Source organism: Burkholderia singularis (genome assembly GCF_001718875.1).
Lineage (GTDB): Bacteria > Pseudomonadota > Gammaproteobacteria > Burkholderiales > Burkholderiaceae > Burkholderia > Burkholderia singularis.
Map to the genome: position 1 here is coordinate 1,498,851 of NZ_CP013448.1, position 24,500 is coordinate 1,523,350.

Annotated in this window: 24 protein-coding genes and 2 pseudogenes; 18 read left to right on the top strand and 8 right to left on the bottom strand. The window is 66.1% G+C overall.

The window, feature by feature from the left end:
• From AQ611_RS06895 to AQ611_RS06920, 6 genes and pseudogenes are all read right to left on the bottom strand, one after another.
• On the bottom strand, positions 1–276 hold the full coding sequence (locus tag AQ611_RS06895) for a hypothetical protein (protein WP_059519152.1): 276 nt from the start codon (positions 274–276) through the stop codon (positions 1–3).
• Positions 277–311: 35 nt separating this feature from the next.
• Complete coding sequence (moeA, locus tag AQ611_RS06900; RefSeq protein WP_059519153.1) at positions 312–1,610, bottom strand: molybdopterin molybdotransferase MoeA; 1,299 nt, start codon at positions 1,608–1,610, stop codon at positions 312–314.
• A gap of 114 nt (positions 1,611–1,724) precedes the next feature.
• Positions 1,725–2,102, bottom strand: a pseudogene (locus AQ611_RS06905) (NTP transferase domain-containing protein); the annotation flags it as partial.
• 315 nt (positions 2,103–2,417) lie between these two features.
• Positions 2,418–2,654, bottom strand: a pseudogene (locus AQ611_RS26620) (NTP transferase domain-containing protein); the annotation flags it as partial.
• 20 nt (positions 2,655–2,674) lie between these two features.
• Entirely contained in the window at positions 2,675–3,787 is a 1,113-nt protein-coding gene (moaA, locus tag AQ611_RS06915) for a GTP 3',8-cyclase MoaA (RefSeq protein WP_059519155.1), read from the bottom strand.
• Positions 3,788–4,096: 309 nt separating this feature from the next.
• Positions 4,097–7,432: an Rne/Rng family ribonuclease gene (locus tag AQ611_RS06920; RefSeq protein WP_069234070.1), complete on the bottom strand. Its 3,336-nt coding sequence runs from the start codon at positions 7,430–7,432 to the stop codon at positions 4,097–4,099.
• 721 nt (positions 7,433–8,153) lie between these two features.
• Between AQ611_RS06920 and AQ611_RS06925 the strand changes: the two genes are divergently transcribed.
• Genes AQ611_RS06925 through AQ611_RS06940 form a run of 4 tightly spaced genes read left to right on the top strand, consistent with a single transcriptional unit; the run spans position 8,154 to position 11,229 of the window.
• Positions 8,154–9,176 (top strand): RluA family pseudouridine synthase, encoded by a 1,023-nt coding sequence (locus AQ611_RS06925; RefSeq protein WP_059519159.1) that lies wholly within the window; start codon positions 8,154–8,156, stop codon positions 9,174–9,176.
• Entirely contained in the window at positions 9,157–9,816 is a 660-nt protein-coding gene (locus tag AQ611_RS06930) for an HAD-IA family hydrolase (RefSeq protein WP_059519161.1), read from the top strand. The genes AQ611_RS06925 and AQ611_RS06930 overlap by 20 nt, the downstream gene beginning before the upstream one ends.
• The gene (locus AQ611_RS06935) at positions 9,813–10,211 is read left to right on the top strand and encodes a Rieske (2Fe-2S) protein (protein WP_069234071.1); all 399 of its coding nucleotides are present in this window, start codon (positions 9,813–9,815) and stop codon (positions 10,209–10,211) included. The genes AQ611_RS06930 and AQ611_RS06935 overlap by 4 nt, the downstream gene beginning before the upstream one ends.
• Before the next feature lie 16 nt (positions 10,212–10,227).
• Positions 10,228–11,229, top strand: a complete 1,002-nt coding sequence (locus AQ611_RS06940; protein ID WP_059519165.1) for a S49 family peptidase — start codon at positions 10,228–10,230, stop codon at positions 11,227–11,229.
• Between the two features lie 81 nt (positions 11,230–11,310).
• Here the strand turns inward: AQ611_RS06940 and AQ611_RS06945 are convergent, their stop codons facing one another.
• Together AQ611_RS06945 and AQ611_RS06950 are read right to left on the bottom strand one after the other, a co-directional pair.
• Entirely contained in the window at positions 11,311–12,033 is a 723-nt protein-coding gene (locus AQ611_RS06945) for an SAM-dependent methyltransferase (protein ID WP_069234072.1), read from the bottom strand.
• Positions 12,030–12,689: a Maf-like protein gene (locus tag AQ611_RS06950; RefSeq protein ID WP_069234073.1), complete on the bottom strand. Its 660-nt coding sequence runs from the start codon at positions 12,687–12,689 to the stop codon at positions 12,030–12,032. The genes AQ611_RS06945 and AQ611_RS06950 overlap by 4 nt, the downstream gene beginning before the upstream one ends.
• Positions 12,690–12,974: 285 nt before the next feature.
• Between AQ611_RS06950 and AQ611_RS06955 the strand changes: the two genes are divergently transcribed.
• The 14 genes from AQ611_RS06955 to AQ611_RS07020 all read left to right on the top strand — a co-directional run bounded on the left by AQ611_RS06955 (position 12,975) and on the right by AQ611_RS07020 (position 24,464).
• Positions 12,975–13,610, top strand: a complete 636-nt coding sequence (locus AQ611_RS06955) for a DUF177 domain-containing protein (protein ID WP_059519171.1) — start codon at positions 12,975–12,977, stop codon at positions 13,608–13,610.
• A gap of 93 nt (positions 13,611–13,703) precedes the next feature.
• Complete coding sequence (gene rpmF / locus AQ611_RS06960) at positions 13,704–13,883, top strand: 50S ribosomal protein L32 (RefSeq protein WP_006401275.1); 180 nt, start codon at positions 13,704–13,706, stop codon at positions 13,881–13,883.
• A gap of 139 nt (positions 13,884–14,022) precedes the next feature.
• Positions 14,023–15,129: a phosphate acyltransferase PlsX gene (gene plsX / locus AQ611_RS06965; protein WP_069234074.1), complete on the top strand. Its 1,107-nt coding sequence runs from the start codon at positions 14,023–14,025 to the stop codon at positions 15,127–15,129.
• A complete protein-coding gene (locus AQ611_RS06970; protein ID WP_069234075.1) occupies positions 15,129–16,118 on the top strand; it encodes a beta-ketoacyl-ACP synthase III in 990 nt (329 codons plus the stop codon). Before plsX ends, AQ611_RS06970 begins: the two co-directional genes overlap by 1 nt.
• A gap of 66 nt (positions 16,119–16,184) precedes the next feature.
• Entirely contained in the window at positions 16,185–17,117 is a 933-nt protein-coding gene (fabD, locus tag AQ611_RS06975; RefSeq protein ID WP_069234076.1) for an ACP S-malonyltransferase, read from the top strand.
• A gap of 54 nt (positions 17,118–17,171) precedes the next feature.
• Complete coding sequence (gene fabG, locus AQ611_RS06980; protein WP_069234077.1) at positions 17,172–17,921, top strand: 3-oxoacyl-ACP reductase FabG; 750 nt, start codon at positions 17,172–17,174, stop codon at positions 17,919–17,921.
• A gap of 144 nt (positions 17,922–18,065) precedes the next feature.
• Positions 18,066–18,305, top strand: coding sequence for an acyl carrier protein (acpP, locus tag AQ611_RS06985; RefSeq protein WP_012735022.1), 240 nt, complete (start codon positions 18,066–18,068; stop codon positions 18,303–18,305).
• Between the two features lie 188 nt (positions 18,306–18,493).
• Positions 18,494–19,732: a beta-ketoacyl-ACP synthase II gene (fabF, locus tag AQ611_RS06990; RefSeq protein ID WP_059519181.1), complete on the top strand. Its 1,239-nt coding sequence runs from the start codon at positions 18,494–18,496 to the stop codon at positions 19,730–19,732.
• 11 nt (positions 19,733–19,743) lie between these two features.
• Positions 19,744–20,202, top strand: a complete 459-nt coding sequence (locus AQ611_RS06995) for a protein YgfX (protein ID WP_069234078.1) — start codon at positions 19,744–19,746, stop codon at positions 20,200–20,202.
• Between the two features lie 103 nt (positions 20,203–20,305).
• Positions 20,306–20,905, top strand: coding sequence for an RNA polymerase sigma factor RpoE (gene rpoE / locus AQ611_RS07000; RefSeq protein WP_059519185.1), 600 nt, complete (start codon positions 20,306–20,308; stop codon positions 20,903–20,905).
• Positions 20,906–20,985: 80 nt separating this feature from the next.
• On the top strand, positions 20,986–21,588 hold the full coding sequence (locus AQ611_RS07005; protein WP_069235177.1) for a sigma-E factor negative regulatory protein: 603 nt from the start codon (positions 20,986–20,988) through the stop codon (positions 21,586–21,588).
• Between the two features lie 5 nt (positions 21,589–21,593).
• Positions 21,594–22,655 (top strand): MucB/RseB C-terminal domain-containing protein, encoded by a 1,062-nt coding sequence (locus AQ611_RS07010; protein ID WP_069234079.1) that lies wholly within the window; start codon positions 21,594–21,596, stop codon positions 22,653–22,655.
• 16 nt (positions 22,656–22,671) lie between these two features.
• Positions 22,672–24,177 (top strand): DegQ family serine endoprotease, encoded by a 1,506-nt coding sequence (locus tag AQ611_RS07015; RefSeq protein WP_069234080.1) that lies wholly within the window; start codon positions 22,672–22,674, stop codon positions 24,175–24,177.
• Entirely contained in the window at positions 24,174–24,464 is a 291-nt protein-coding gene (locus AQ611_RS07020; RefSeq protein WP_069234081.1) for a glutaredoxin family protein, read from the top strand. Before AQ611_RS07015 ends, AQ611_RS07020 begins: the two co-directional genes overlap by 4 nt.
• Positions 24,465–24,500: the final 36 nt, after the last annotated feature.

A 24,500-nucleotide genomic window follows, 5' to 3' on the forward strand; every position in this document is an offset into this window, starting at 1 on the left:
TTATGCCTCTTCCGGCGCGTCCGACAGCACGATCTCGATGCCGCCGAAACGTGACGCAACCCAGTTGTACGCGTGGCACGCGATCCACAGCAACACGAAGCCGAGAATCGCATTCAGCAGCAGCGCGCTGAAGATCGTACTCAACTCGACCGCGCCATAGCGGACGAATGCAACGAGAATGCCGAGCAGCACGATCGGCACGCTGAACGTCAGATAGACGAGGATCAGTGCTTTCGCGGTCTGCCCCGGCGCGATCGATGAGATTTGTTTTTTCATATGCGAGTTGCCCCGTGGAAATGCTGAGAACGAATTCAGAGAGTGCCGTCGAACGGCAGGATGTCGACCGTCGCGCCAGCGTCGACATCGGCGGCATCGGCCGCGAGCACGATGAAGCAGTTTGCGTCGCTCAGGCTCTTGAGCGACGCTGAACTTTGCGAGCCGGTGGGCGCGACGCGCCAGACGCCGCTCGCGTCGCGCACCGCATGGCCGCGCAGATATTCGGTGCGGCCCGCGCGCTTCGCGAGTGGCGCCGTGCAGACGGCCGGATAGCGGTGTTCGGGGCGCGGATCGGTGCCCATCATCGCAAGCAGCGCGTCGCGCACGATCGCGTGAAACGTCGCGACGACCGCGACCGGATTGCCGGGAAGCCCGAAGAACAGCGCGGAGCGCGCGCCGCGCTCGGCCGGCCAGATGCGCCCGCATGCCAGCGGGCGGCCGGGGCGCATCGCGACGTGGGCGAACGTGACGTCGCCGAGCTTGCCGAGCAGCGCGCGGGTGAAGTCCGCATCGCCGACCGACACGCCGCCCGATGTGATCACCGCGTCGGCATGCGCGGCGCCCCGGCGCAGTGTGTCTTCGAGCGCGCCGGGATCGTCGCGGACGATGCCGAGATCGAGTGTATCGGCGCCGATGCGCGTCAGCATGCCGAACAGCGTCGCGCGATTGCTGTCGTAGAGGCCGCCGGCGGGCAGCGGCTCGCCGGGCGGATGGAGTTCGTCGCCGGTTGAAAAGAACGCCACGCGCACCCGGCGGCGTACCGCGATTTCGGTGAGGCCGAGCGACGCGAGCAGGCCGAGGTCGGCCGCGCGCACGATGCGGCCCGCGGCAAGCGCACTGGCGCCGCGCGCCAGATCCTCGCCCGCGCGCCGGCAATTGGCGCCGCGCATGACGGCCGATGCGGCAAAGCGCACCACGTCGCCAGCCGCTTCGACTTTTTCCTGCGCAATCACGGTGTCACAGCCGTCTGGCATCGGCGCGCCGGTCATGATCCGCACGCACGCGCCGGGCGCGATGCGCGCGCCGTCGAACGGATGGCCGGCGAGCGCGCGGCCGGCGACCGTGAGCGCGAGCACACCGTCGGCAGCCGGCGCGTCGAGCGCCGCGCCGTCGAATGCGTAGCCGTCCATCGCGGCGTTGTCGTAGGCGGGAATGTTGAACGGCGACACGACATCTTCCGCGAGTACGCGGCCCAGCGCATCGCGCAGCGCGACAGCCTCGGTTTGCACGACCGGCGAAACGAAACGCAGCGCCAGCGCGCGCGCATCGTCGACGCTCAGCACGGCGGCGAGCTTCGGCGAGGTGGCGGAGGGCGGTGTGGTCTGCGTGGTCATGAGTGACGTGGCGCCGTCAGACGGCGAATTATTGGGTTCGTATCCGGGGCGCCGGGCACCGCGTTTTCGATGCGTGCGGGACGGATGCGCCGGGCGGAAACGATGCGCTGTCCGTCAAGCGCGCTCGAGGCCGGCCAAGTCCCGCAAAGAATTTGCATTGTAAAACGCTCGCTCGTCGTCAAATGGCACTTCGATCGTCTTGTGGCGTGCGTACCACGCGCGTACTCGGCGTTGGCCCGCCGCAAGACATGCATACAGATCGTCGGCGAGCGCGGTGTTGATGAGCGCGAACACGGGATGAGGCGCTATGCCGCCGCTTGCGTCGAGGGTCGTCGCGAATGCGATGTCCGCGCGCTGCGCGTCGAGCGCGGCCGCAAGCCGGGTGGCAAGGTCGGCGGGCAGCAGCGGCGAATCGCATGGCACGCACAGCACGCGCGGCGTGCCGGCCATCCGCATCCCGGCGAGGAGGCCCGCGAGCGGGCCGGCGAATTCGCCGCTGCTGCCGGCGGCGGGGAGATCGGCGTCGCCGGGCATCGGGTGGAGGCGGGCGTCGCCGGTGTCGGCGCGATGCGTATTCGCCGGTGCCGGGCGTGTCATCGGGCGCGGGTTCGAGGCCGGCGAGCGTGCCGTGCCGGCCGCGCGCGCATCGGCGGCGTCGGCATCCGCATGTCCGGCCGCGGTGGTGGCGTATCCCGCAACGGCATGGCCGACATCCGGTTGCGCCGCGCAAGGATGAGCCCTCCGCGCATCGGCTGGCTGCCCATCCGCGCCGCGGCTTGGTGCGGCAAGCTCGCTTGCGATGGGCATATCCGCGACGATACGCGCATGAAATGGCGCGCCGAGCGCCGCATAGGCGTCGAGATGACGATTGGCGCTGATGACGAGCGCATCGACTTGCGGCGCAAGCCGGCGCAGCACGTGCAGCGCGAGCGGCTCGCCGCGCAGCGGCTGCAGCCCTTTGTCGAGACCGCCCATCCTCATGCCCCGGCCACCCGCGAGCAGCAGGCCGGTGACGGCGGTGGACGGATGCGGGCCGGCGGTCATGCTGGCAATGAGCGGCTGCCCTAGCCGCCGATATAGGACATTTCGACGCGTTTTGCGTCGCCGTTGTCGTGACCGCTCGCTGGCGCACTGCCGCGCAATTGCGAGTAGCGGTCGGTGCGCGCGTGCCAGATGCGGGAGATCGCGGCGGCGAGTTGGCCGTCGCTCGCGCCGCCGCGCATGAGGTTGCGCAGATCGTGACCGGACGACGCGAACAAGCACAGATACAGCTTGCCCTCCGTCGACAGGCGCGCGCGCGTGCAATCGCCGCAGAATGCCCGCGTGACGCTCGAGATCACGCCGATCTCGCCGCCGCCGTCCGCATAGCGCCAGCGTTGCGCGGTTTCGGACGGCGTGTGCCGCTCGAGCGGCACGACCGGGAAGTGCTCGGCGATGCGCGCGACCACGTCGGCGGACGGCAGCACTTCGGCCAGGTTCCAGCCGTTCGACGTGCCGACGTCCATATATTCGATGAAGCGCAGCACGACGCCCGTGCCTTTGAAGCGGCGCGCCATCGGCACGATTTGCGCGTCGTTCGTGCCGCGCTTGACGACCATGTTGACCTTGACCGGCTCCAGTCCGGCGGCTTGCGCGGCGAAGATGCCGTCGAGGACGTCGGCGCTCGCGAAGTCGGCATCGTTCATGCGTTTGAAAAGCGATTCGTCGAGCGCGTCGAGACTCACGCTCACGCGCGTGAGCCCCGCCTCCTTCAGGCTTTGCGCCTTGCGGGCGAGCAGCGAGCCGTTGGTCGTCAGCGTCAGGTCGAGCGGACGGGCGCTCACGGTTTCGAGCCGCGCGAGCCGCTCGATCAGAAATTCGATGTTCTTGCGCAACAACGGCTCGCCGCCGGTGATGCGGATTTTCTCGACGCCATGCGCGACGAAAATCCGTGCGAGCCGTTCGATCTCCTCGAACCTGAGCAGCGCGTCGTGCGGCAGGAACGGATAGTCGCTGCCGAACACGGCGCGCGGCATGCAGTACACGCATCGGAAATTGCAGCGATCCGTGACGGAGATGCGCAAGTCGCGCAGCGGCCGCGCGAGCGCGTCGCGCAGCATGCCGGTCGGCTCGAGCGGCGCGTCGAATGCGGCGGGTGGCGCGCTGATCGGGGTCACGGGAATGAAGCGTTGGGGCATGGGCGTCGCGGGAAGGGCCGGGCTTCCATTTTAGCCGGAAGTGGCGGGCGGAACCGGACAGGGAAATCCGTGAAAATGCAGCACAGACGCAAGTAAGGGCGGCGCATCCGCCACAAGGCCGGCATGCTGCGGCGCGGTATTGCCGGCCTTCGTGCGCGGCTTATCCGATTGCTTGAGCCTTGGCCGTTCTTATGGCCGGGGATGAAAAAACAAAACCCCACGTTTTTCGGAACGTGGGGTTTGCTGGGGTTCGCCGGCCGGCCATCCGAGCCGTTTCGAAAGGCGGCCCGGATGGCGGACGCGGCTGGATCAGCGGTGCGTCGTTTCGATTTGCTGCATCGGCGTCGTGTCGACTGGCGGCAACGGCTTGCGCTCGCGCGGCACACGGACCGGCTGCGTAACATGCGCAGCGGCCGCTTGCGCGGCGCGCAGCTTGTTCGTGTCGGTGTTGACCCAGACGAGCCCGGCAGCCGCCAGCACCGAACCGAGATCCGATGCGCCCGCGGCTTGCGCATCGACTGGCTGCGCGGCGGCAGGCGCTGCCGCGGGCATGTCGGCTGCCACGGCGGCGGGCGCCGGAGCGTGCTGCGGGACTTGATCGACGTTCGCATCGACCGGCGCGGCGGCGATGCTCGCAGGCGGCGGTTCCGTGGCGGCCGAAGCCGGCGCCTCGGCTACGGCGCGCGCTGGTTCAATCGCGGGTTCGATCGCCGGTTCAATTGCGGCCTCTGCCGCAGGCGCGGCATGCGTGTGCGCTTGCGCGGCGACGGCCGGCGCGGCGTCTTCCGTCCGGACGCTTTCGCTCGGAACCGATACGGTTTCTGCGGCCGCGTTGCCGACCGGAGCCGGCGTGACGCCCGCGTCGGCGGGCGCCGCGACAACCTCGGCCGGCGCCGCAGGCGCGACAGATGTGACGGGTGCGACGGGTGCAGCGGGCGCGGCACCGGCTGCGGTCTCGACGGCTTGCGCCGGCGGCAGCGCCGGTTGCGCGTCATGAGCGGCAGGCACGTCTGCGGCTGCCGCGAGCGGCTCCGTCTTCACATTGCCGACGTCGTGAGCGGCGGGCGCGACGGCGGCCGTTGCCGCAGCCACGGCCGTGACGCTCGCGGCGACTTCCGCTTGCGTAACGTGATGCGCTTCGCGGCCGGTATCCGGCGCCGCCTGCTGCGGCGCTTGCGCGGCCGGGGCTTGTGCTTGCACCGTCACGTGTTCGTCCGCTTGGGCCGGTTGTGCCGTGCCGATTGCGGTTTCCTCGTCGCGCTCGCGGCGGCCGCCACGGCGGCCGCGGCGGCGGCGGCGGCGTTCGTCGCCGTCGCGCGCGAGCGTATCGGCGTCGGCGCCGATATCCGCACCGGGCAACGGCTCGGCTTTTTCGACAGGCTCCACATGCGCGCTTTCGCCGCGATTGACCGTTTCGAGCGTGGCGACGTGCTGGACCGGCTTACGGCGTTCGCCCCGTTCACCCCGTTCGCGACGCTCGCCGCGCGCAGCCGGCTCGCCGTCGAGCGTTTCGACTCGCTCGCGCGGCTCGCGCTGTTCACGCGGCTCGCGAGCCTCGCGCGGCTCGCGGCCTTCGCGCTGGTCGCGGCTGCCGCGGCTTTCGCGGCCTTCACGTGCGTCACGACCTTCGCGGGCGTCGCGATCGCGCGCGTCGCGATTTTCACGGCCCTCGCGGCTTTCCCGCGGCTCACGGTTGTCCTTACCCTCGCGCTCGGCGCGCGGCGACTGGCCACGCGTGCCCGCCGAAGTCTGCTCGCGGCCGCCCGTCTGCTGCGCGCCGTTGCCGCGGCGGTTGCGGTTGCGTTCGCCGCCGCGCTCTGCCTTCTCGCCGCGTTCGCCGCGCTCGCGCGCCGGACGCGCCGCCGGTTCCTGGGCGGCCGGGGCGGCAGCGGGGGCCGCGGCCGGTTGCGGCTGCACGCCGAACAGGCTCTTCAGCCATTTGACGAAGCCGCCGGCCGCCGGCGCGGCTGCCACGGGCGCAGGCGCGGGTTGCTGCACAGGTTGCTGCTGACGTTGCGGCGCCGGCCGCTCGGGCGTAATGCCCTTGACGGCGGCTTCCTGGCGCGGTTTCGCCTCTTCGGCGCGCTTGCTGTAGCCGGTTTCCGCCTCGAGTTCGCGGGCCGCTTCCTCGGCCATCTTCCACGACGCGCGCGGATCGTCCAGGCGCGCATCGTCGTGGCGCAGGCGCTCGAGCTTGTAGTGCGGCGTATCGAGATGCTTGTTCGGGATCAGCACGACGCCGACCTTGAAGCGCGACTCGATCTTGTTGATTTCCTGACGCTTTTCGTTGAGCAGGAACGCGGTCACCTCGACGGGCACCTGGCAGTGGATCGCCGCGGTGTTTTCCTTCATCGCTTCTTCCTGAATGATCCGCAGCACTTGCAGCGCGGACGATTCGGTATCGCGGATATGGCCCGTGCCGTTGCAGCGCGGGCAGGTGACGTGGCTGCCCTCGGACAGCGCCGGGCGCAGCCGCTGCCGCGACAGCTCCATCAGGCCGAAACGCGAGATCTTGCCCATCTGCACGCGCGCGCGGTCGTGCTTCAGCGCGTCCTTCAGACGCTGCTCGACTTCGCGCTGGCTCTTGGCCGATTCCATGTCGATGAAATCGATCACGATCAGGCCGCCCAGGTCGCGCAGCCGCAACTGGCGCGCGACTTCGTCGGCCGCCTCGAGGTTCGTGCGGGTCGCGGTTTCCTCGATATCCGCGCCTTTGGTCGCGCGCGCCGAGTTCACGTCGATCGCGACGAGCGCTTCGGTGTGGTCGATCACGATCGCGCCGCCCGACGGCAGCGGCACCGTGCGCGAGTATGCGGTCTCGATCTGGTGCTCGATCTGAAAGCGGGAGAAGAGGGGGACGTCGTCGTGATAGCGCTTCACTTTGCCGACATTGTCAGGCATCACGATGTCCATGAACGCGCGGGCCTGATCGTAGATGTCGGTCGTGTCGATCAGGATCTCGCCGATATCCGGCTGGAAATAGTCCCGGATCGCGCGGATCACGAGGCTCGATTCGAGATAGATCAGCATCGGCTCGCCAGCGCGGCCGCTTTGCGACGCGGCCTCGATCGCGCGCCAAAGCTGCAACAGGTAGTTCAAATCCCATTGCAGTTCCTCGGCGCTGCGGCCGATTCCCGCGGTGCGGGCGATCATGCTCATGCCGTCGGGGATTTCGAGCTGCGCCATCGTTTCGCGCAGTTCCTGGCGTTCGTCGCCCTCGATCCGGCGCGATACGCCGCCGCCGCGCGGGTTGTTCGGCATCAGCACGAGATAGCGGCCGGCGAGCGAGATGAACGTGGTGAGCGCCGCGCCCTTGTTGCCGCGCTCCTCCTTCTCGACCTGGACGATCAGCTCCTGGCCCTCGCGCAGCGCGTCCTGGATGCGCGCGGAGCGCATGTCGACGCCGTCCTTGAAGTACTGGCGGGCGACTTCCTTGAACGGCAGGAAGCCGTGGCGGTCTTCGCCGTAGTTGACGAAGCAGGCTTCGAGCGACGGCTCGATGCGGGTGACGACGCCTTTGTAGATATTGCCTTTACGCTGTTCGCGTCCGGCGGTTTCGATGTCGATGTCGATGAGCTTTTGCCCATCGACGATGGCGACGCGCAGTTCTTCTTGCTGCGTTGCATTGAACAGCATGCGTTTCATTGAACGACTCCAGCGGCTCGACCGCCGACGTCCAGGCCCTTGAGCCAAGCGACGCAGGCGACGGCAAGCCGCGCATTATTGTGTTGTCACAAGCACGCTGGAGCGGGAATGAGGGCGGGAAAATGGCCTGGATAGGCGCGAGCCCGAACGACGGGCTTCGGCCAATGGGCACCTGCGAACACGGCTTCAAAGCACACGGCGTCGACACTCCGCACGCCTTGACGGCGCGCCGAGCTCCGACCGGGCACTGCCGCGGGCGCGGCGCAAGGTGCGCGCGGCGCTGGGGGGCGGCAGGTGCGGCGGTTCGGCCGCAGCGGGGAGTATCGAATCCAGCCCGACTTTCCCGTCTGGGGTGTTCTTCCTTGGTTTGACGTCGCCAAGTCCCGCGCTTCTTGCAGGACCACATCGGGCGCACGCCGTTCTATTCGCAACAGGAAGCCGTGCCGTGCCTGCGATGCGCCGCGCCGCAGCTTCCAATCAAATTCTTTTTGTCCAACATTCCGTTACCGCGGCACGGCTCGGACCGAATCCGCCTGTGGGCGCGATCCCTGCCTGAGCGGGGTGCCGTGCGTGCAACTTGCTGCTTGTTTCACTCATGAGGGCGAGCAGCGCGCCCCGGGCGCAAGTAAAATAGCAGTTTGCGCTTGCGCCTCGTGCAGCCCGCCCGAAACGGCCGATCAGGTCGTTTCGCTGCGGAAAGCTGTGCAAAATTATATTCAGTATGAATGAGCTAGGCAAAATTTCCCAAAATCCGGTAGCAAGCGGTCAAGTTTCGCTGGTCGAAATCGACGAAAACACGGCCGGTCAGCGGATCGACAATTTTCTGCTGCGCGTATGCAAGGGCGTGCCGAAGAGTCATATTTACCGGATCTTGCGCAGCGGCGAAGTCCGCGTGAATAAGGGCCGGGTCGACGCGCAGTACCGGCTCGCTTACGGCGACGTCGTGCGCGTGCCGCCCGTGCGCGTCGCGGCGGCCGATCCCGCGCGCGCGGCGGAAGTGCCGGCAGCCGAATTCGACATTCTGTTCGAGGACGATGCGATCATCGCGCTGAACAAACCGGCAGGCGTCGCCGTGCACGGCGGCAGCGGCGTCGCGTTCGGCGTGATCGAGCAGATGCGCCGCGCACGGCCGCACGCGAAGTTTCTCGAACTCGCGCACCGGCTCGATCGCGAAACGTCGGGCATTCTGATGCTTGCGAAAAAACGCTCGGCGCTCGTCGGCTTGCACGAGCAGATTCGCGACAACCGGATGGACAAGCGCTATTTCGCGTGCGCGCACGGCCACTGGGCGCCCGACTGGGGGCGCCGCCGCGCGGTGAAGGCGCCGCTCTTCAAATATTCGACGCCGGACGGCGAGCGGCGCGTGCGCGTCCAGGACGACGGGCTGCCGTCGCACACGATATTCAATCTCGTCGAGCGCTGGCCGGATTACGTATTGCTGGAGGCGGAACTCAAAACGGGCCGGACCCATCAGATTCGGGTGCATCTCGCTCATCTGGGCTTGCCGATCGTCGGCGATGCGAAGTATGGCGATTTCGCGCTGAACAAGGCGCTGGCGCGTGCGAGCGCGGTGCCCTCGCTCAAGCGGATGTTCCTGCATGCGCACCGGTTGCGCCTCGCGCATCCGTTGACGGGCGAGCCGCTGCAATTCGACGCGCCGCTGCCCGCCGATTGCCGACGCTTTCTCGGCCAACTCACTGACCTGCGCGATACGCGCGACATGCATGGCTCGACAGCAATTTGACCTGATCGTCTTCGACTGGGACGGCACGCTGATGGATTCGACCGCGCACATCGCGCGCTGTATCCAGGCGGCCTGCCGCGATCTTGGCTTGCCCACGCCGTCCGACGAGTCCTCCCGCTACGTGATCGGCCTCGGCTTGCGCGACGCGCTCGCCGTGACCGCGCCGAGCCTCGATCCCGCGGACTACCCCCGTCTCGCGGAACGCTACCGCTTTCATTATTTGCTGCAGGACCAGCGCACCGAGCTGTTCGCGGGCGTGCGGGAGTTGCTCGACGAGTTGCGCGAAGCCGGCTATTTGTTGGCGGTGGCCACGGGCAAGGGGCGCGTCGGCTTGAACCGCGCGCTCGCCGACGCCAAGCTCACGAGCCTGTTCGACGGCACGCGCTGCGCGGACGAGACGTTCTCGAAGCCGCATCCGGCGATGCTGCAGGAGTTGACGCGTGAATTGGGGCAGGATTTGTCGCGCACGCTGATGATCGGCGACACGACGCACGATCTGCAAATGGCGGCGAGCGCGGGCGCGGCGGGAGTCGGCGTCGCATACGGCGCGCATTCGACCGACGCGCTTGCGGCGTTGTCGCCGCGCTTCATCGCGCCCGACGTCGGCGCGCTCGCCGGCTGGCTGCGGGAGCACGCATGAGCGATCAGGCAGACGGCGCGCTTGCGCTGCGCGTGTGCGCGTCCGACGCGCTCGTCGACGGCGGCCGCGGCGTGCGGGTCGACGCCACGTTGCGCGGCGAGCCCGCCGTCGTATTCTTCGTTCGCTACGACGGCCGCGCGTATGGTTATCTAAACCGCTGTGCGCACGTTCCGATGGAGCTGGACTGGGTCGAAGGGCAGTTCTTCGAGTCGTCCGGCTTATACTTGATGTGCGCGACGCATGGCGCGATTTATGCTCCGGACACGGGGCAGTGCGTCGGTGGTCCGTGCCGCGGCGCGCGGTTGCGCTCCGTCAAGGTCGACGAACGGGATACGCCCGACGGCCGCGCGGTGTTCTGGCAGCCCGACGGCGACCTGCGTCCGGCTTCTTCCTGATTTCAGATAACGATACATGGCCGATCACATTACTCCACCCGATTCACCCACGCCGTCCGCGTCGAATGCCGCTGCCCGGGAGCCTGGCTGGGAGCGCGCGGCGCTCGAGCGCATCGCGCTCGCGGCCATCCACGAGCAGCGCGCCGCGCGCCGTTGGAAGATCTTCTTCCGGTTCGTGTTCTTGTTTCTGCTCATCGCGTTCGTCGTCGGGCTCGTCAAATTCGCCGGCGAGGGTGCGAAGCTCGCGAGCGGCCGCCATACCGCGCTCGTGACGATCGATGGCGAAATCGCGGCCGGCACGAATGCGAATGCCGAGGACATCAACACAGCGCTCGATCAAGCGTTCGAGGACAGCGGCACCGCGGGCGTCGTGCTGCGCATCAACAGCCCGGGCGGCAGCCCGGTGCAGGCGGGCATCGTCTATGACGAGATCCGCCGGCTGCGCAAGAAGTATCCCGATAAGCCCCTTTATGTCGTCGTCACGGATATTTGCGCGTCCGGCGGCTATTACATCGCGTCGGCGGCTGACAAGATCTTCGTTGACAAAGCGAGCGTCGTCGGCTCGATCGGCGTGCTGATGGAGGGCTTCGGCTTTACCGGGCTGATGGATAAGCTCGGCGTCGAGCGGCGGATGCACACGTCGGGTGAGAACAAGGGCTTCTTCGACCCGTTCTCGCCCGAAACGCCGAAGATGAACGCACATGCGCAGCAGATGCTCGACGAAATCCACGCGCAGTTCATCAAGGCGGTGAAGGACGGCCGCGGCGCGCGTCTGCACGAGACGCCCGATCTCTTCTCCGGGCTTTTCTGGACGGGCGCGAAGAGCATCGAACTCGGCCTTGCCGACGGTTTCGGCACGACCGACAGCGTCGCGCGCGATCTGCTGAAGGCGCCCGATCTCGTCGACTATACGGTCAAGGAAAGCCTGGGCGATCGCGTCGCGCGCCGGTTCGGCGCGGCGCTCGGCTCGGCGGCGATGAAGGCGGCGGCCATCGGCGGCGAGTTGAAGCTGCGCTGAGGCGTGGCGGCGCGCCGGCGTGTGCCGCCGGTGTGCCGCCGGTGTGCCGCGCCTTCCGACTCGGCCGCTCGACTCGGCCGCTCAATTCGCCAGCAGCAGAAAAATCGCAGGGCGCTTGTGCAGATCCGGCACAGGCGCCTTTTTCCATCCGCCGGCCGGGCGGCTCACGATCGTTTCGGTCGGCAGTGTCAGATCGGCCGCGACGCACACGAGCGTCGACGGCGCGCAGGTCTCGACGAGCGCATCGAGCATCGGCTGATTGCGATATGGCGTTTCGATGAAAATCTGCGTCTGGTTCGCCTTGCGCGACTGCTGTTCGAGTTCGCGCAGTCGCTTCGTGCGCGCGGCGGCATCGACGGGCAGATAGCCGTGAAACGCGAAACTTTGCCCGTTCAGCCCGGAGGCCATCAGCGCGAGCAGAATCGAGCTGGGTCCGACCATCGGCACGACTTTCACGCCGCGCTCGTGGGCGCGCCGCACCAGCAGCGCGCCGGGGTCCGCGACCGCCGGGCAGCCGGCTTCCGACACGAGTCCCGCATCGGCTCCGGCGACGATCGGCGCAAGCAATCCGTCGATCGCACCGGCGGGCGTCTTCACGTTCAACTCGCGAATCTCGATTTCCTGGATCGGCTGTTCGGTGCCGATTTTCTTCAGGAAGGCGCGGGTCGTTTTCGCGTTTTCGCCGATGTAGTAGCGAAGCGATGCCGCCCGTGTTTGCACCGCGGCGGGCAGCACGGCCGCGAGCAGTGCGGCGTCGCCGTCGCCGAGCGTGTTCGGAATCAGATAGAGCGTGCCGGCCGTCATTGCGTGGCGTCTCCCGTTGCGGCTTGAGCCTGCGCGCCGAAAAGCGGGTAGCCGGCCGTGAGCAGCATGCGCGTGAGCGCGATGAGCGGCAGGCCGACGAGCGCGGTGGGGTCGTCGGAGTCGATCGCGTCGAGCAGCGCGATGCCGAGACCTTCCGATTTCGCGCTGCCTGCTACGTCGTAAGGCGTCTCGGCGTGCAAATAGGCGTCGAGTTCCACGTCGGATAGCGACCGGAAGCGCACGCGCGTCACGATGTTTTCGGTTTGCAGCGTGCCGCGGCGGCTGTCGTACAGGCAGAGCGCGCTATGGAATTCGACTTCGCGGCCGCGCATCGCCTGCAGTTGCGCGAGGGCGCGCGCATGCGAGCCGGGTTTGCCGATTTGCAGTCCGTCGAAGGTCGCGACCTGGTCGGAGCCGATGACGAGCACGCCGTCGAAGCCGGTTTGGTCGGCGGCGACGCGTTCGGCCGCGGCGCGCGCCTTGTCGGCGGCGAGCCGCAACGCGGTCGCGGAGGGCGTCTCGTGCGGGTGCGGCGTTTCGTCGACGGCGGGCGTGACGACATCGAACGGCACGCGCAGGCGTTCAAGGAGCGCTCGCCGGTAGCGGGAGCTGGAGGCGAGAATCAGCCGCGGCGGGCGGCAGGCGTTATCCGGCATGATGTGGTGACTGACTGGGTGTCGATTCTAGGGATCGGGTGGTGTAGGGCGCCGTCGTGGGCGAGATGCGACAGTATGGGCGGCGAGGTCTTAAGTATTTGACTCAAAAAGGTAAAACGGGTATGCTCTTGCGCTTTTCATCGGCAGCGGTCTCGCGAGAATGTCCGGCTGCGCTGCTCCGGGCATGGCGCGTTTGCCGGGGAAACCGTCGCACCGGCCTGCTCAGCTTACCGGCTGCGGGCCGATACCGATGATGATACGGATAGATACGGCAGGGGAGCGCTCATGAATCCATCTTCAGGCAAGCCTGCGGTTTCGCTCGATCCGCATGCGATCGATCTGTTTGAATTCGCGCGTAGCGCTCGGCAGGCCGCAGGCGCGGTGCCGCTTTCGCAGTTGCCGCGCATGTTAAACGAAGTGCCGGCGGACGCGCCAGAGCGCGACGCCGCATTCACCTGGCAGGCGGAAGGTTCGACGCAGCCCGAACTGCAGGACGACGGCAGCGAAGGGCCGCAGCCTTATTTGCGGCTCGCGTTGCACGGCGCCGCGTGGCTCGAGTGCCAGCGCTGCCTGACGCCGTACCGGCAGGCATTCGATATCGACGTCGTGTACCGGATCGTCGAGACGGAAGAAGAGGCGGACGAGTTTCCGCTTGATGAGGATGAAGTGGATGTGATCGTCGGCTCGCGCCAATTCGATCTCGTCGACTTGATCGAAGAGGAGTTGCTGCTTTCACTGCCGATCGTGCCGAAGCACGAAGTCTGTCCGGCGGTACACGAAAGCCTCGCATCGGGCGCGAGCGGTCCCGCGGCCGATGCGGGCGACGATGCGCCCGACGAAACCGCTGCGGGCGAAAGCGGCCGGCCGAACCCTTTTGCGGCGCTCGAGGCGCTGAAAAAGGGTGGCGGCAATACACATTAGTTGGGGCGCGGGAAGGCGTGAGGCCGCAGGGCCGGGGTAGTGAAGCGCCGGATCGGGCTGTGTTAGAATCCGGAAAATTTTTAGGAGTTAGTCATGGCAGTTCAGCAAAACAAGAAGTCGCCGTCCAAGCGCGGCATGCACCGTTCGCATGATTTCCTGACGGCTGCGCCGCTTGCCGTCGAGCCGAGCACGGGTGAAGTGCATCTGCGTCACCACATCAGCCCGAACGGCTACTATCGCGGCAAGAAAGTCGTCAAGACGAAGAACGACTAAGCGTTTCCGTCTCCGTGGCGCGCGCCTGATGATGATTCGGGCTTTTCGCGCGACACCCGGTTCGCTTGACACTTTCCTGGCTCAACAAAAAGGCGGCATTCAACTGCCGCTTTTTTGTGCCTGAAATTCGTCGCATTCCATGACTGTAAAGCTCACAATCGATTGCATGGGAGGCGACCACGGCCCGTCCGTGACCGTTCCCGCTGCAATCAAATTCGTCCGCTCGCATCCCGACGCGCAATTGCTGCTCGTCGGCGTTGAAAGCGCGATCCGGGCGCAACTGAAGAAACATAAGGCGCTCAACGAGCCGGCGCTGTCCATCGTGCCAGCCACCGAGGTGATCGCGATGGACGATCCCGTCGAAGTGGCGTTGCGCAAGAAGAAGGATTCTTCTATGCGCGTGGCGCTCAATCACGTGAAGGACGGCGCCGCGCAGGCTTGCGTGTCCGCAGGCAACACGGGCGCGCTGATGGCCGTGTCCCGCTACGTGCTGAAGACGCTGCCCGGCATCGAGCGGCCCGCGATCGCATTTGCGCTGCCCAATCCCACGGGCTACACGATGATGCTCGACCTCGGCGCGAACGTCGATTGCGAGCCGCAGCATCTGCTGCAATTCGCCGAAATGGGGCACGCGCTCGTCGCGGCGCTCGAAGGCAAGGAACGGCCGACGATCGGTCTGCTCAACATCGGCGAGGAAGTCATCAAGGGGAACGAAACGATCAAGCGCGCGGGCGAGCTGCTGCGCGCGAGCACGTTGAATTTCCGTGGCAACGTCGAAGGCAATGACATCTTTAAGGGCACGGTCGACGTGATCGTTTGCGACGGTTTTGTCGGCAACGTCGCGTTGAAGACCTCTGAGGGTCTGGCACAGATGCTTGCCGATTTCATCAAGGAAGAGTTCAGCCGCTCGTGGCTGACCAAGCTGATGGCGATTCTCGCGCTGCCGGTGCTGATGCGCTTCAAGCGGCGAGTCGATCATCGACAGTACAATGGAGCCGCGCTGCTCGGATTGCGCAGTCTCGTCATCAAGAGTCACGGCTCCGCGGATGCGCACGCGTTTGAGTGGGCGATCAAACGCGGGTATGATGCCGTCAAAAATGGCGTGCTGGAGCGCCTTTCGCGAGCAATGGCGGAGAATGCCGCGCCATTGGGCGAAAGTGAACGCGAAGCGAACGGGGCCGGGCCGGCGAGCCCGTCCGCTGGCCAGTCAGCCGAGCCTTCCGCCGCGCTTTCCTCGAAGACATGATGGCCCAATCGACACTCTATTCCCGCGTGCTCGGCACGGGCAGCTACCTGCCGCCCAACCGGGTCACGAACCAGGATCTCGCCGATCGGCTCGCGAAAGACGGCATTGAAACGAGCGATGAGTGGATTGTCGCGCGCACCGGCATTCACGCGCGGCATTTCGCCGATTCCAACGTGACGACGAGCGATCTTGCGCTCGTTGCCGCGCGTCGCGCGATCGAGGCCGCCGATGTCGATCCGCAGTCGATCGACCTTATTGTCGTCGCGACGTCGACCCCCGATTTCGTTTTCCCGAGCACCGCGTGTCTGTTGCAGCACAAGCTCGGCATCAAGAACAACGGCGCGGCGTTCGACATCCAGGCCGTATGCTCGGGCTTCGCGTATGCGATTGCAACGGCCGATAACTTCATCCGTTCGGGTCAGCACCGCACGGCGCTCGTCGTCGGCGCGGAAACGTTCTCGCGCATTCTCGATTTCAAGGACCGCACGACCTGCGTGCTGTTCGGCGACGGCGCGGGCGCCGTCGTGATGTCCGCGTCCGACGAGCCGGGCATGCTGGGCAGCGCGCTGCATGCGGACGGCAGCTACTCCAGCATTCTTTGCACGCCGGGCAACGTGAACGGCGGCGTCATCGAGGGCAGCGCTTTCCTGCACATGGACGGCCAGGCCGTGTTCAAGCTCGCGGTGAACGTGCTCGAGAAGGTGGCGCTCGAAGCGCTGTCGAAGGCGGGGCTTGCGGCCGAGCAGATCGATTGGCTGATTCCGCATCAGGCCAATATCCGTATCATGACGAGTACCTGCCGCAAGCTCGGCTTGCCGCAAGAGCGGATGATCGTGACCGTCGGCGAACATGGCAATACGTCGGCTGCGTCGATTCCGCTCGCGCTCGACGCGGCGATTCGCGACGGCCGCATTCAGCGCGGCCAGCACGTGCTGATCGAAGGCGTCGGCGGCGGCTTCACGTGGGGCGCGTCGGTCTTCCGTTATTGACCGGCTCCGTCTGCTCCCATCCGGCGCGTTTCTCGCGCCGCTCGAATCGATTCAATTAGGGGTGTTATGAAATTTGCATTCGTTTTTCCGGGGCAGGGTTCGCAATCGGTCGGCATGCTCAATGCATTTGCCGATGTCGCCGTCGTGCGCGAGACGCTCGACGAAGCGTCCGACGCGCTCTCACAGGATATCGGCAAGCTGATTGCCGAGGGCCCGGTTGACGAACTCAACCTGACGGCCAATACGCAGCCCGTGATGCTGACGGCCGCATACGCGTGCTACCGTGCGTGGCGGCAGGCGGGCGGTCCTGCGCCGTCGATCGTCGCGGGGCATAGCCTGGGCGAATATACGGCGCTCGTCGCCGCGGGCGCGATCTCGTTTCGCGACGCGTTGCCGCTCGTGCGCTTTCGCGCCCAGTCTATGCAGACGGCCGTGCCGGTCGGCGCCGGCGCGATGGCCGCGATTCTCGGGCTCGACGACGACGCAGTGCGCGCGGTATGCGGCGAAGCGTCGGCGGCGGGCGTCGTCGAGGCGGTGAACTTCAATGCGCCCGCGCAGGTGGTGATCGCGGGCGAGGCGGCCGCCATCGAAAAGGCGTGCGAGATTGCGAAGGCAAAGGGCGCAAAGCGCGCGCTGCCGCTTGCTGTATCGGCGCCGTTCCATTCTTCGCTGCTCAAGCCTGCGTCGGACCAGTTGCGCGACTACCTCGCGAACGTCGATGTGAAGGCGCCACAGATTCCCGTCGTCAACAATATCGATGTCGCCGTGGTGTCGGATCCCGCGGCGATCAAGGATGCGCTGGTGCGCCAGGCCGCGGGCCCGGTTCGCTGGGTCGAGTGCGTGCGGCACATCGCGGGCGCGGGCGTGAGCCACGTGATCGAATGCGGCCCGGGCAAGGTGCTCACCGGCTTGACGAAGCGCATCGACGGCAACCTCGTCGGCGCGTCGGTGTTCGATCCGGCGTCGCTCGACGAAGCGCTCAAGCTTGTCGTCGCTTGATCGCGGGTCACGCTCGCAAGCTTGCTGAATTCACCTGAAACACGGAATTTCTGCATGGACAAGATTCTCGATAAACAAGTGGCGATCGTTACCGGCGCGTCGCGCGGGATCGGCCGCGCGATCGCGCTCGAGCTTGCACGCCGCGGCGCAACGGTGATCGGCACCGCGACCACCGAGGCGGGTGCCGCGGGTATTTCCGCCGCGTTCGGCGAGGCCGGGTTCACGGGCCGGGGCGCCGTGCTGAACGTCAATGACCCGGCGGCGGTCGACGGGCTGATCGACGCGACGCTTGTCGAATTCGGCGCGCTGAACATACTCGTCAACAATGCCGGCATCACGCAGGATCAACTTGCGATGCGCATGAAGGACGACGATTGGGACGCCGTGATCGACACCAACCTGAAGGCGGTGTTCCGTTTGTCGCGCGCGGTGTTGCGCCCGATGATGAAGGCGCGCGGCGGACGAATCGTCAATATCACGTCGGTGGTCGGCTCGGCGGGCAATCCCGGGCAGATCAATTATGCGGCGGCGAAGGCCGGCGTCGCGGGGATGACTCGCGCGCTCGCGCGCGAAATCGGCAGCCGCGGGATTACCGTGAACTGCGTCGCGCCGGGTTTCATCGATACCGACATGACGAAGGGGCTGCCGCCGGAACAGCAGGCCGCGCTGAAGACGCAGATTCCGCTCGGCCGCCTAGGCAGCCCGGAGGACATCGCACATGCGGTCGCGTTCCTCGCGTCGCCGCAGGCGGGCTACATCACGGGTACGACGCTGCATGTGAACGGCGGCATGTTCATGTCGTAACCGAATTCGGTTACCATCCGCGCCGTGCATGCGTCAAAGTGCATCCGGCGCTTGTTTGACCGCAAGGCCAGCATGCGTTTTGGCGGGCATCAAACCTGTTAAAATGCGCGCACTTGTAAATTTGAACTTTCCCTCGGAGGGGTAATGGACAACATCGAACAACGCGTCAAGAAGATCGTCGCCGAGCAGCTTGGCGTCGCCGAAGGCGAAATCAAGAACGAGGCATCGTTCGTGAACGATCTCGGCGCGGACTCGCTCGACACGGTCGAACTCGTGATGGCGCTCGAAGATGAGTTCGGCATGGAAATTCCGGACGAAGAAGCCGAGAAGATCACGACCGTTCAGCAAGCGATCGACTACGCTCGCGCGAACGTCAAGGCGTAACGGTTCGTACCGGATAGGGTACGCACCGTCTGCCGATTATTCGCACACGCTGCACGCTCGCTACGCATTGCAATGCGCGAATCGCGTCGGTGGTGCCGCCGGCCGAATAACAGCCACAGGGTTCGCAGGAGTGGCTCCTGTGGCCACTGTGGCTTTTGTTTTTGTCATCTAATGAAAAAGAGGTTACCGTGAGCCGTCGTCGTGTTGTCGTTACTGGCCTCGGGTTGATTTCTCCCGTTGGCAACAATGTTGCCGACGGCTGGGCCAATCTCGTCGCCGGCAAGTCCGGCATCGTCAATATCACGAAGTTCGATGCGACGAACTTCTCGACGCGCTTCGCAGGTGAGGTGAAGGGCTTCAACGTCGATGAGTACATCTCGGCGAAGGAAGCGCGTCACATGGATACGTTCATCCATTACGGAATCGCCGCCGGCATGCAGGCAATGAGCGACAGCGGCTTCGAGGTAAATGACGAGAATGCGGAGCGCGTGGGCGTCATCGTCGGCTCGGGCATCGGCGGGCTGCCGCTGATCGAAGTCACGCAGACCGAACTCCTGAATCGCGGCCCGCGCCGGATCTCGCCGTTCTTCGTGCCGGCGTCGATCATCAACATGATTTCCGGCCATCTGTCGATGAAGTTCGGCATCAAGGGGCCGAACCTTGCGATCGTCACCGCCTGCACGACCGGTTTGCATTGCATCGGCGAGGCCGCGCGCCTCATCGAGTACGGCGATGCCGACGTGATGCTCGCCGGCGGTGCGGAAGCGACCGTGTCGCCGCTCGGCATCGGCGGTTTCGCGGCCGCGCGCGCGCTGTCTCAGCGCAACGACGATCCGGCGACGGCGAGCCGTCCGTGGGATCGCGATCGCGATGGTTTCGTGCTCGGCGAGGGCGCCGGCGTGATGGTGCTCGAGGAGTATGAGCATGCGAAGGCGCGTGGCGCGCGGATCTACGCGGAAATCGGCGGCTACGGGATGAGCAGCGACGCATATCACATGACGGCGCCGCTCGAGGACGGCGACGGCGCACGCCGCTGCATGTTGGCCGCGATGCGCAATGCGGGCATCAACGTCGATCAGGTGAGCTACCTGAATGCGCACGGTACGTCGACGCCGCTCGGCGATCTCGCGGAAACTATCGGCATCAAGCGTGCGTTCGGCGATCATGCGAAGAAGATCGTCGTCAACTCGACGAAGTCGATGACGGGCCACCTGCTGGGCGGCTCCGGCGGGCTGGAATCGGTGTTCACGGTGCTTGCCGTTCACAACCAGGTGTCGCCGCCGACGATCAACATCTTCAACCAGGACCCCGAGTGCGATCTCGACTACTGCGCGAACGAGGCGCGGGAAATGAAGATCGACGCCGCACTGAAGAACTCGTTCGGTTTCGGCGGGACTAACGGCACGCTGGTCTTCAAGCGTATCTGACGCGGGGGCGCTTGACGGAGCCGTTCGATCCCGCTTCGCCGCACGCGCAGCACGTCGTGCTGCGCGCATCGGCTGGGCTTTGCGCGGTAATGGCGATTTTCGTGCTGACCGCCGCGACTGGGGTTCATGCGAGTGCGGTACCGCTGATCGGTTCATGGCCTGCGGCGATGCTCTCGGTAGTGCTTGCCGCGCTGATTGCGTTGCGTGCACGCGCCCTATGCGCGCGGCGCCAGCCGGCCGCATTGCGGATCGATGCCGGCGCAGGCTTGCTGACGGCGTTCGATCGCAACGGGCGGCTGCTCGCGCAAGGCCGGGTTGCCGGTTTCACGCAATGGAGCGATCTGCTCGTCGTGCTGACGGTGCAAGGCCGCGGCCGGCGCGCGGCGCGGCTCGTGATTCCCGCGGATGCGCTCGCCGCACCGGTGTTCCGCGCGCTCTGCGTGCTGGGCCGGCGCGCTATGCGCGGCTGAGCCGCGGCGTAACCGCAGTGGCGCTTGTCGGGCTGCGATTGCGCATGAGCGGGAACGCTACAATAGCGCTCCGCTTTGCATCCCTCGTTTACGGATTTGTCAGGTGAGTGAAAAAGAAATCGATCAGGTTCTGGTCGAACGCGTACAGAATGGCGACAAGGCGGCGTTCGAACTCCTGGTCTCCAAATACCACCGCAAGATCATCCGGCTGATCTCGCGCCTCGTGCGGGATCCGGCGGAGGTCGAAGACGTGGCTCAGGACGCGTTTATCAAGGCTTATCGCGCGCTGCCGCAGTTCCGCGGCGAGTCGGCGTTCTACACGTGGTTGTACCGGATTGCCGTCAATACGGCGAAGAACTACCTTGCGACTCAAGGTCGCCGCGCGCCGACTTCCACCGAGGCGGACGCGGAAGAGGCTGAAACTTTCTCGGATGCGGACCAACTAAGGGATATCAACACGCCTGAGTCGATGTTGATGAGCAAGCAGATCGCCCAGACGGTGAATGCCGCGATGGCGATGTTGCCGGAAGAGCTGAGAACGGCCATTACGCTGCGCGAGATCGAAGGTTTGAGTTATGAAGAGATCGCGGAGATGATGGGGTGCCCGATCGGCACGGTCCGGTCGCGAATCTTTCGGGCCCGCGAGGCGATCGCGGCAAAATTGCGGCCGCTGCTCGATACGCCGGAAGGCAAGCGCTGGTAAGCGCGGCGAATCGGGGCGGCTTGTGGGGTCTAGTTCGAAGTCGTGTGTCACGACGGGGTATATGGAAGATGGGGAGCATCATGGGGTCGGTCTCTACGCAGTCGCAGGCCAGCTCGCAGCGCGAGCGCGTGTCCGCTTTGGTCGACGGCGAGGCGCTTGACGGGCTGTCGCTGACGCAGATTCTGGCGGGGCTGGACGACGCCGGACGCAGTGCGTGGGCGCATTATCACGTGATCGGCGACGCGCTGCGTTCCGACGAACTCACGCTCGAGCCCGCCGAGAGCAGCGCGTTCATGGCTCGCTTGTCGGCGAGTCTCGCCGCGCAGCCGCATCTGCTCGCGCCCGCGCGCGGCACGGCTCGCGGGCTGCTCGGCTGGCGCCGCCGGGTGGCGCCGGCGTTTGCGATCGCGGCCGCGGCCGCGACGCTCACCTGGATCGTCGTGCCGCAGATGCAGCGCATCGGTGCGCCGGGCGGCGCCCAGCTGGCATCGGCCGGCGTCGCGCCGCAAGCGGTGTTGCAGCGCGTGTCGGCCGATCAGCCGGCGCTGCAGGACGTGAACATCATCCGTGACGCAAGCCTCGACCAATATCTCGAAGCGCACCAGCAATTTGCGCAGCAGCCCGTCGTCACTGGTGCGATGCCGGTCATTCGCACAGCCGTTGCCACTACGCAGAGCCGATAATCCCAATGCGGACGTTGCAGTTGAATCAGGCCATCCTCGGTTGGAGGCGGCTGGCTGCGCTTTTGCTGTGCGCAGCCACGCTTGTGTCGACCGAGTCTACCGCGCTCGCGCAGCAACCCGACGATTCCGTCGCAGCCCGCCGCTCGGCCGCCGAGTTGCTCGACCGCATTCAGCAAGCGGCGCAGCAACAGAGTTACGCGGGGACGTTCGTCTATCAGCGCGGCGCTTACGTGCAATCGTCGCGGATCGTTCATATTGCAACGAAGGGCGATGGCGAGTACGAACGGATCGAAAGTCTCGACGGCAAGCCGCGCAAGCTGCTGCGCCATAATGACGATCTCTACACATTCGTGCCGGAACGCAAGCTCTGCGTGGTCGAGCGCCGGCAGAACAAGGATTCGTTCCCGGCGCTGCTGGGCGCGAGCGGCGAGCAGGTGCTGTCCGTCTACGATTCGAAGCCGCTCGGGCGCGACCGCGTCGCGGGCCTCGACGCGCAGGTCGTCGAACTGGTGCCGAAAGATTCGTACCGTTTCGCGTACAAGCTGTGGATCGACGCGAAGACGGGCCTGTTGCTGCGCTCGCAGACGCTGGACGCCGACGCTCACGTGCTAGAACAGGTCGCGTTCTCGCAATTGCAACTGAGCGGTGCGGCGGCGAGCGAAAAAGACCGGAGCGCGATCGCCGCGGGAATGCGCAATCTCGGCGGCTGGACGCTGGTGCGGCCACCGGTATCGTCGATCGACATCGAGGCGCAGGGCTGGCAGATCGCGCCGAGCGTTGCCGGTTTCCGCAAGATTCGCGAGGTGCGCCGCCCGATGGCCGCGCGTGATGCGGGCGATCCGCCGATTCCCGTCGATCAGGCCGTTTTCACCGATGGTCTGTCGACTGTATCGGTTTTCATCGAACCCGCCGAAAAGAATAGCCGCAACGAAGGGTCGGGCAGTACCGGCGCGACGCATGTGCTCGTCAAGCGCCGCGGCGATTTCTGGATCACCGTGCTCGGCGAAGTGCCGTCGGCAACGTTGCAGCAGTTCGCGTCTGCCATAGAATACAAGGCTTACAAATAACCGTTCGGCTTTCGACATGAAGAATTTTTCGCTGCGCACTTCGCTCGTCGCGGCGGCGGTGGCCGTTGCCGTGCCGTTCGCCGCGCCGCTTGCGGCGGCCGCCCCCAATGTCACGGCAACGCCTGCGGCGGGCGCCGCGCCCGCGACCCGCGCGGGCCTGCCCGATTTCGCCGACCTCGTCGAGAAAGTCGGTCCGGCGGTCGTCAACATCCGGACCACGGCGAACGTGCCGACCGATACGCGCGGCGGGTTGCCGCCCGGATTCGACAACGGCGATATGTCGGAATTCTTCCGCCGCTTCTTCGGAATTCCGCTGCCGCAGCCGGGCGGGCCTAAAAATGCGCCGTCGCAGCCCGATGCACCGCCGGATACCGAACAGAATCGCGGGGTCGGTTCGGGCTTTGTGCTGTCGTCAGACGGCTATGTGATGACGAACGCGCACGTTGTCGATGACGCGGACACGATCTACGTGACGCTTACCGACAAGCGCGAATTCAAGGCGAAACTGATTGGTGTCGATGAGCGAACCGACGTCGCGATCGTAAAAATCAATGCAACGAATCTGCCGACTGTTGCGATCGGCGATTCGAATCGGGTTCGTGTCGGCGAATGGGTGGTCGCGATCGGCTCGCCGTTCGGCCTCGACAACACGGTCACGGCGGGCATCGTCAGCGCAAAGGGACGCAACACCGGCGATTATCTGCCGTTCATCCAGACCGACGTCGCCGTGAATCCCGGCAACTCGGGCGGCCCGCTCATCAACATGAACGGCGAGGTGATCGGCATCAACTCGCAGATCTACAGCCGAACGGGCGGCTTCATGGGCATTTCGTTCGCGATTCCGATCGACGAGGCGATGCGTGTTGCCGAGCAGCTGAAGGCGTCGGGCAAGGTGACGCGCGGCCGGATCGCGATCGCGATCGGCGAGGTGACGAAGGATGTCGCCGATTCGATCGGCTTGCCGAAGGTGGAAGGCGCGCTCGTCAGCAGCGTCGAGCCGGGCGGCCCGGCCGACAAGGCCGGCCTGCAACCGGGCGACATCATCCTGAAGTTCAACGGCCGTCCGGTCGATACCGCGTCCGATCTGCCGCGGATGGTGGGCGACACGAAGCCGGGCGCGAAGGCGACGGTGACGGTCTGGCGCAAAGGGCAGTCGCGCGATCTGCCGATCACGATCGCCGAGACGCCGGGCGACAAGGTCGCGAAGATGGGCGGCCGCCAGAGTCCGCAGGCAAAGCCGCGCAGCAACGCGCTTGGACTGACGGTCAGCGATCTGTCGCCCGAGCAGTTGAAAGCGTTGAAGTTGAGAAACGGCGTGCAGATCGACGCGGCCGACGGCCCGGCCACGCGCGCGGGCCTGCAGCGCGGCGACATCGTGCTGCGCGTCGGCGATATCGATATCACGAGCGCGAAGCAATTCGTCGATGTGACGTCGAAGCTCGATGCGCAGCGCACGATTGCATTGCTCGTGCGGCGCGGCGACAACACGCAGTTCATCCCGATTCGTCCGCGCCAGAAATGAAGCCGGCGACGCGTGCTGCCGTGCGTTTCACGCTATACGGCCGCGGCTGGTGCCATTTGTGCGACGACATGCGCGACGCCCTGGCGGGCTTCATTGCCGAGCGGCGGGATGTGATCGACGCGAGCGTCGATTACGTCGATATCGACGCCGATCCGGCGCTCGTCGTACGCTATGACGAAGACGTGCCGGTGCTGCTGCTCGACGGGGTGCAGGTATGCCGCCACCGGTTCGACGCCGTGCAGGCGCAGGCGGCGCTTGCACGGTGCGTCCGGCGACCGGAGCAGTAGGGCAGCGGGGCGGGCTAGAGGCTGTGGCTGTGCGAG

Bases quoted from the DNA above. Each gene is read 5' to 3' on its own strand.
- AQ611_RS06895 (WP_059519152.1), bottom strand. From the start codon at position 276: ATGAAAAAACAAATCTCATCGATCGCGCCGGGGCAGACCGCGAAAGCA.
- moeA (WP_059519153.1), bottom strand. From the start codon at position 1,610: ATGACCACGCAGACCACACCGCCCTCCGCCACCTCGCCGAAGCTCGCC.
- moaA (WP_059519155.1), bottom strand. From the start codon at position 3,787: ATGCCCCAACGCTTCATTCCCGTGACCCCGATCAGCGCGCCACCCGCC.
- AQ611_RS06920 (WP_069234070.1), bottom strand. From the start codon at position 7,432: ATGAAACGCATGCTGTTCAATGCAACGCAGCAAGAAGAACTGCGCGTC.
- AQ611_RS06925 (WP_059519159.1), top strand. From the start codon at position 8,154: ATGAATGAGCTAGGCAAAATTTCCCAAAATCCGGTAGCAAGCGGTCAA.
- AQ611_RS06930 (WP_059519161.1), top strand. From the start codon at position 9,157: ATGGCTCGACAGCAATTTGACCTGATCGTCTTCGACTGGGACGGCACG.
- AQ611_RS06935 (WP_069234071.1), top strand. From the start codon at position 9,813: ATGAGCGATCAGGCAGACGGCGCGCTTGCGCTGCGCGTGTGCGCGTCC.
- AQ611_RS06940 (WP_059519165.1), top strand. From the start codon at position 10,228: ATGGCCGATCACATTACTCCACCCGATTCACCCACGCCGTCCGCGTCG.
- AQ611_RS06945 (WP_069234072.1), bottom strand. From the start codon at position 12,033: ATGACGGCCGGCACGCTCTATCTGATTCCGAACACGCTCGGCGACGGC.
- AQ611_RS06950 (WP_069234073.1), bottom strand. From the start codon at position 12,689: ATGCCGGATAACGCCTGCCGCCCGCCGCGGCTGATTCTCGCCTCCAGC.
- AQ611_RS06955 (WP_059519171.1), top strand. From the start codon at position 12,975: ATGAATCCATCTTCAGGCAAGCCTGCGGTTTCGCTCGATCCGCATGCG.
- rpmF (WP_006401275.1), top strand. From the start codon at position 13,704: ATGGCAGTTCAGCAAAACAAGAAGTCGCCGTCCAAGCGCGGCATGCAC.
- plsX (WP_069234074.1), top strand. From the start codon at position 14,023: ATGACTGTAAAGCTCACAATCGATTGCATGGGAGGCGACCACGGCCCG.
- AQ611_RS06970 (WP_069234075.1), top strand. From the start codon at position 15,129: ATGGCCCAATCGACACTCTATTCCCGCGTGCTCGGCACGGGCAGCTAC.
- fabD (WP_069234076.1), top strand. From the start codon at position 16,185: ATGAAATTTGCATTCGTTTTTCCGGGGCAGGGTTCGCAATCGGTCGGC.
- fabG (WP_069234077.1), top strand. From the start codon at position 17,172: ATGGACAAGATTCTCGATAAACAAGTGGCGATCGTTACCGGCGCGTCG.
- acpP (WP_012735022.1), top strand. From the start codon at position 18,066: ATGGACAACATCGAACAACGCGTCAAGAAGATCGTCGCCGAGCAGCTT.
- AQ611_RS07005 (WP_069235177.1), top strand. From the start codon at position 20,986: ATGGGGTCGGTCTCTACGCAGTCGCAGGCCAGCTCGCAGCGCGAGCGC.
- AQ611_RS07010 (WP_069234079.1), top strand. From the start codon at position 21,594: ATGCGGACGTTGCAGTTGAATCAGGCCATCCTCGGTTGGAGGCGGCTG.
- AQ611_RS07015 (WP_069234080.1), top strand. From the start codon at position 22,672: ATGAAGAATTTTTCGCTGCGCACTTCGCTCGTCGCGGCGGCGGTGGCC.
- AQ611_RS07020 (WP_069234081.1), top strand. From the start codon at position 24,174: ATGAAGCCGGCGACGCGTGCTGCCGTGCGTTTCACGCTATACGGCCGC.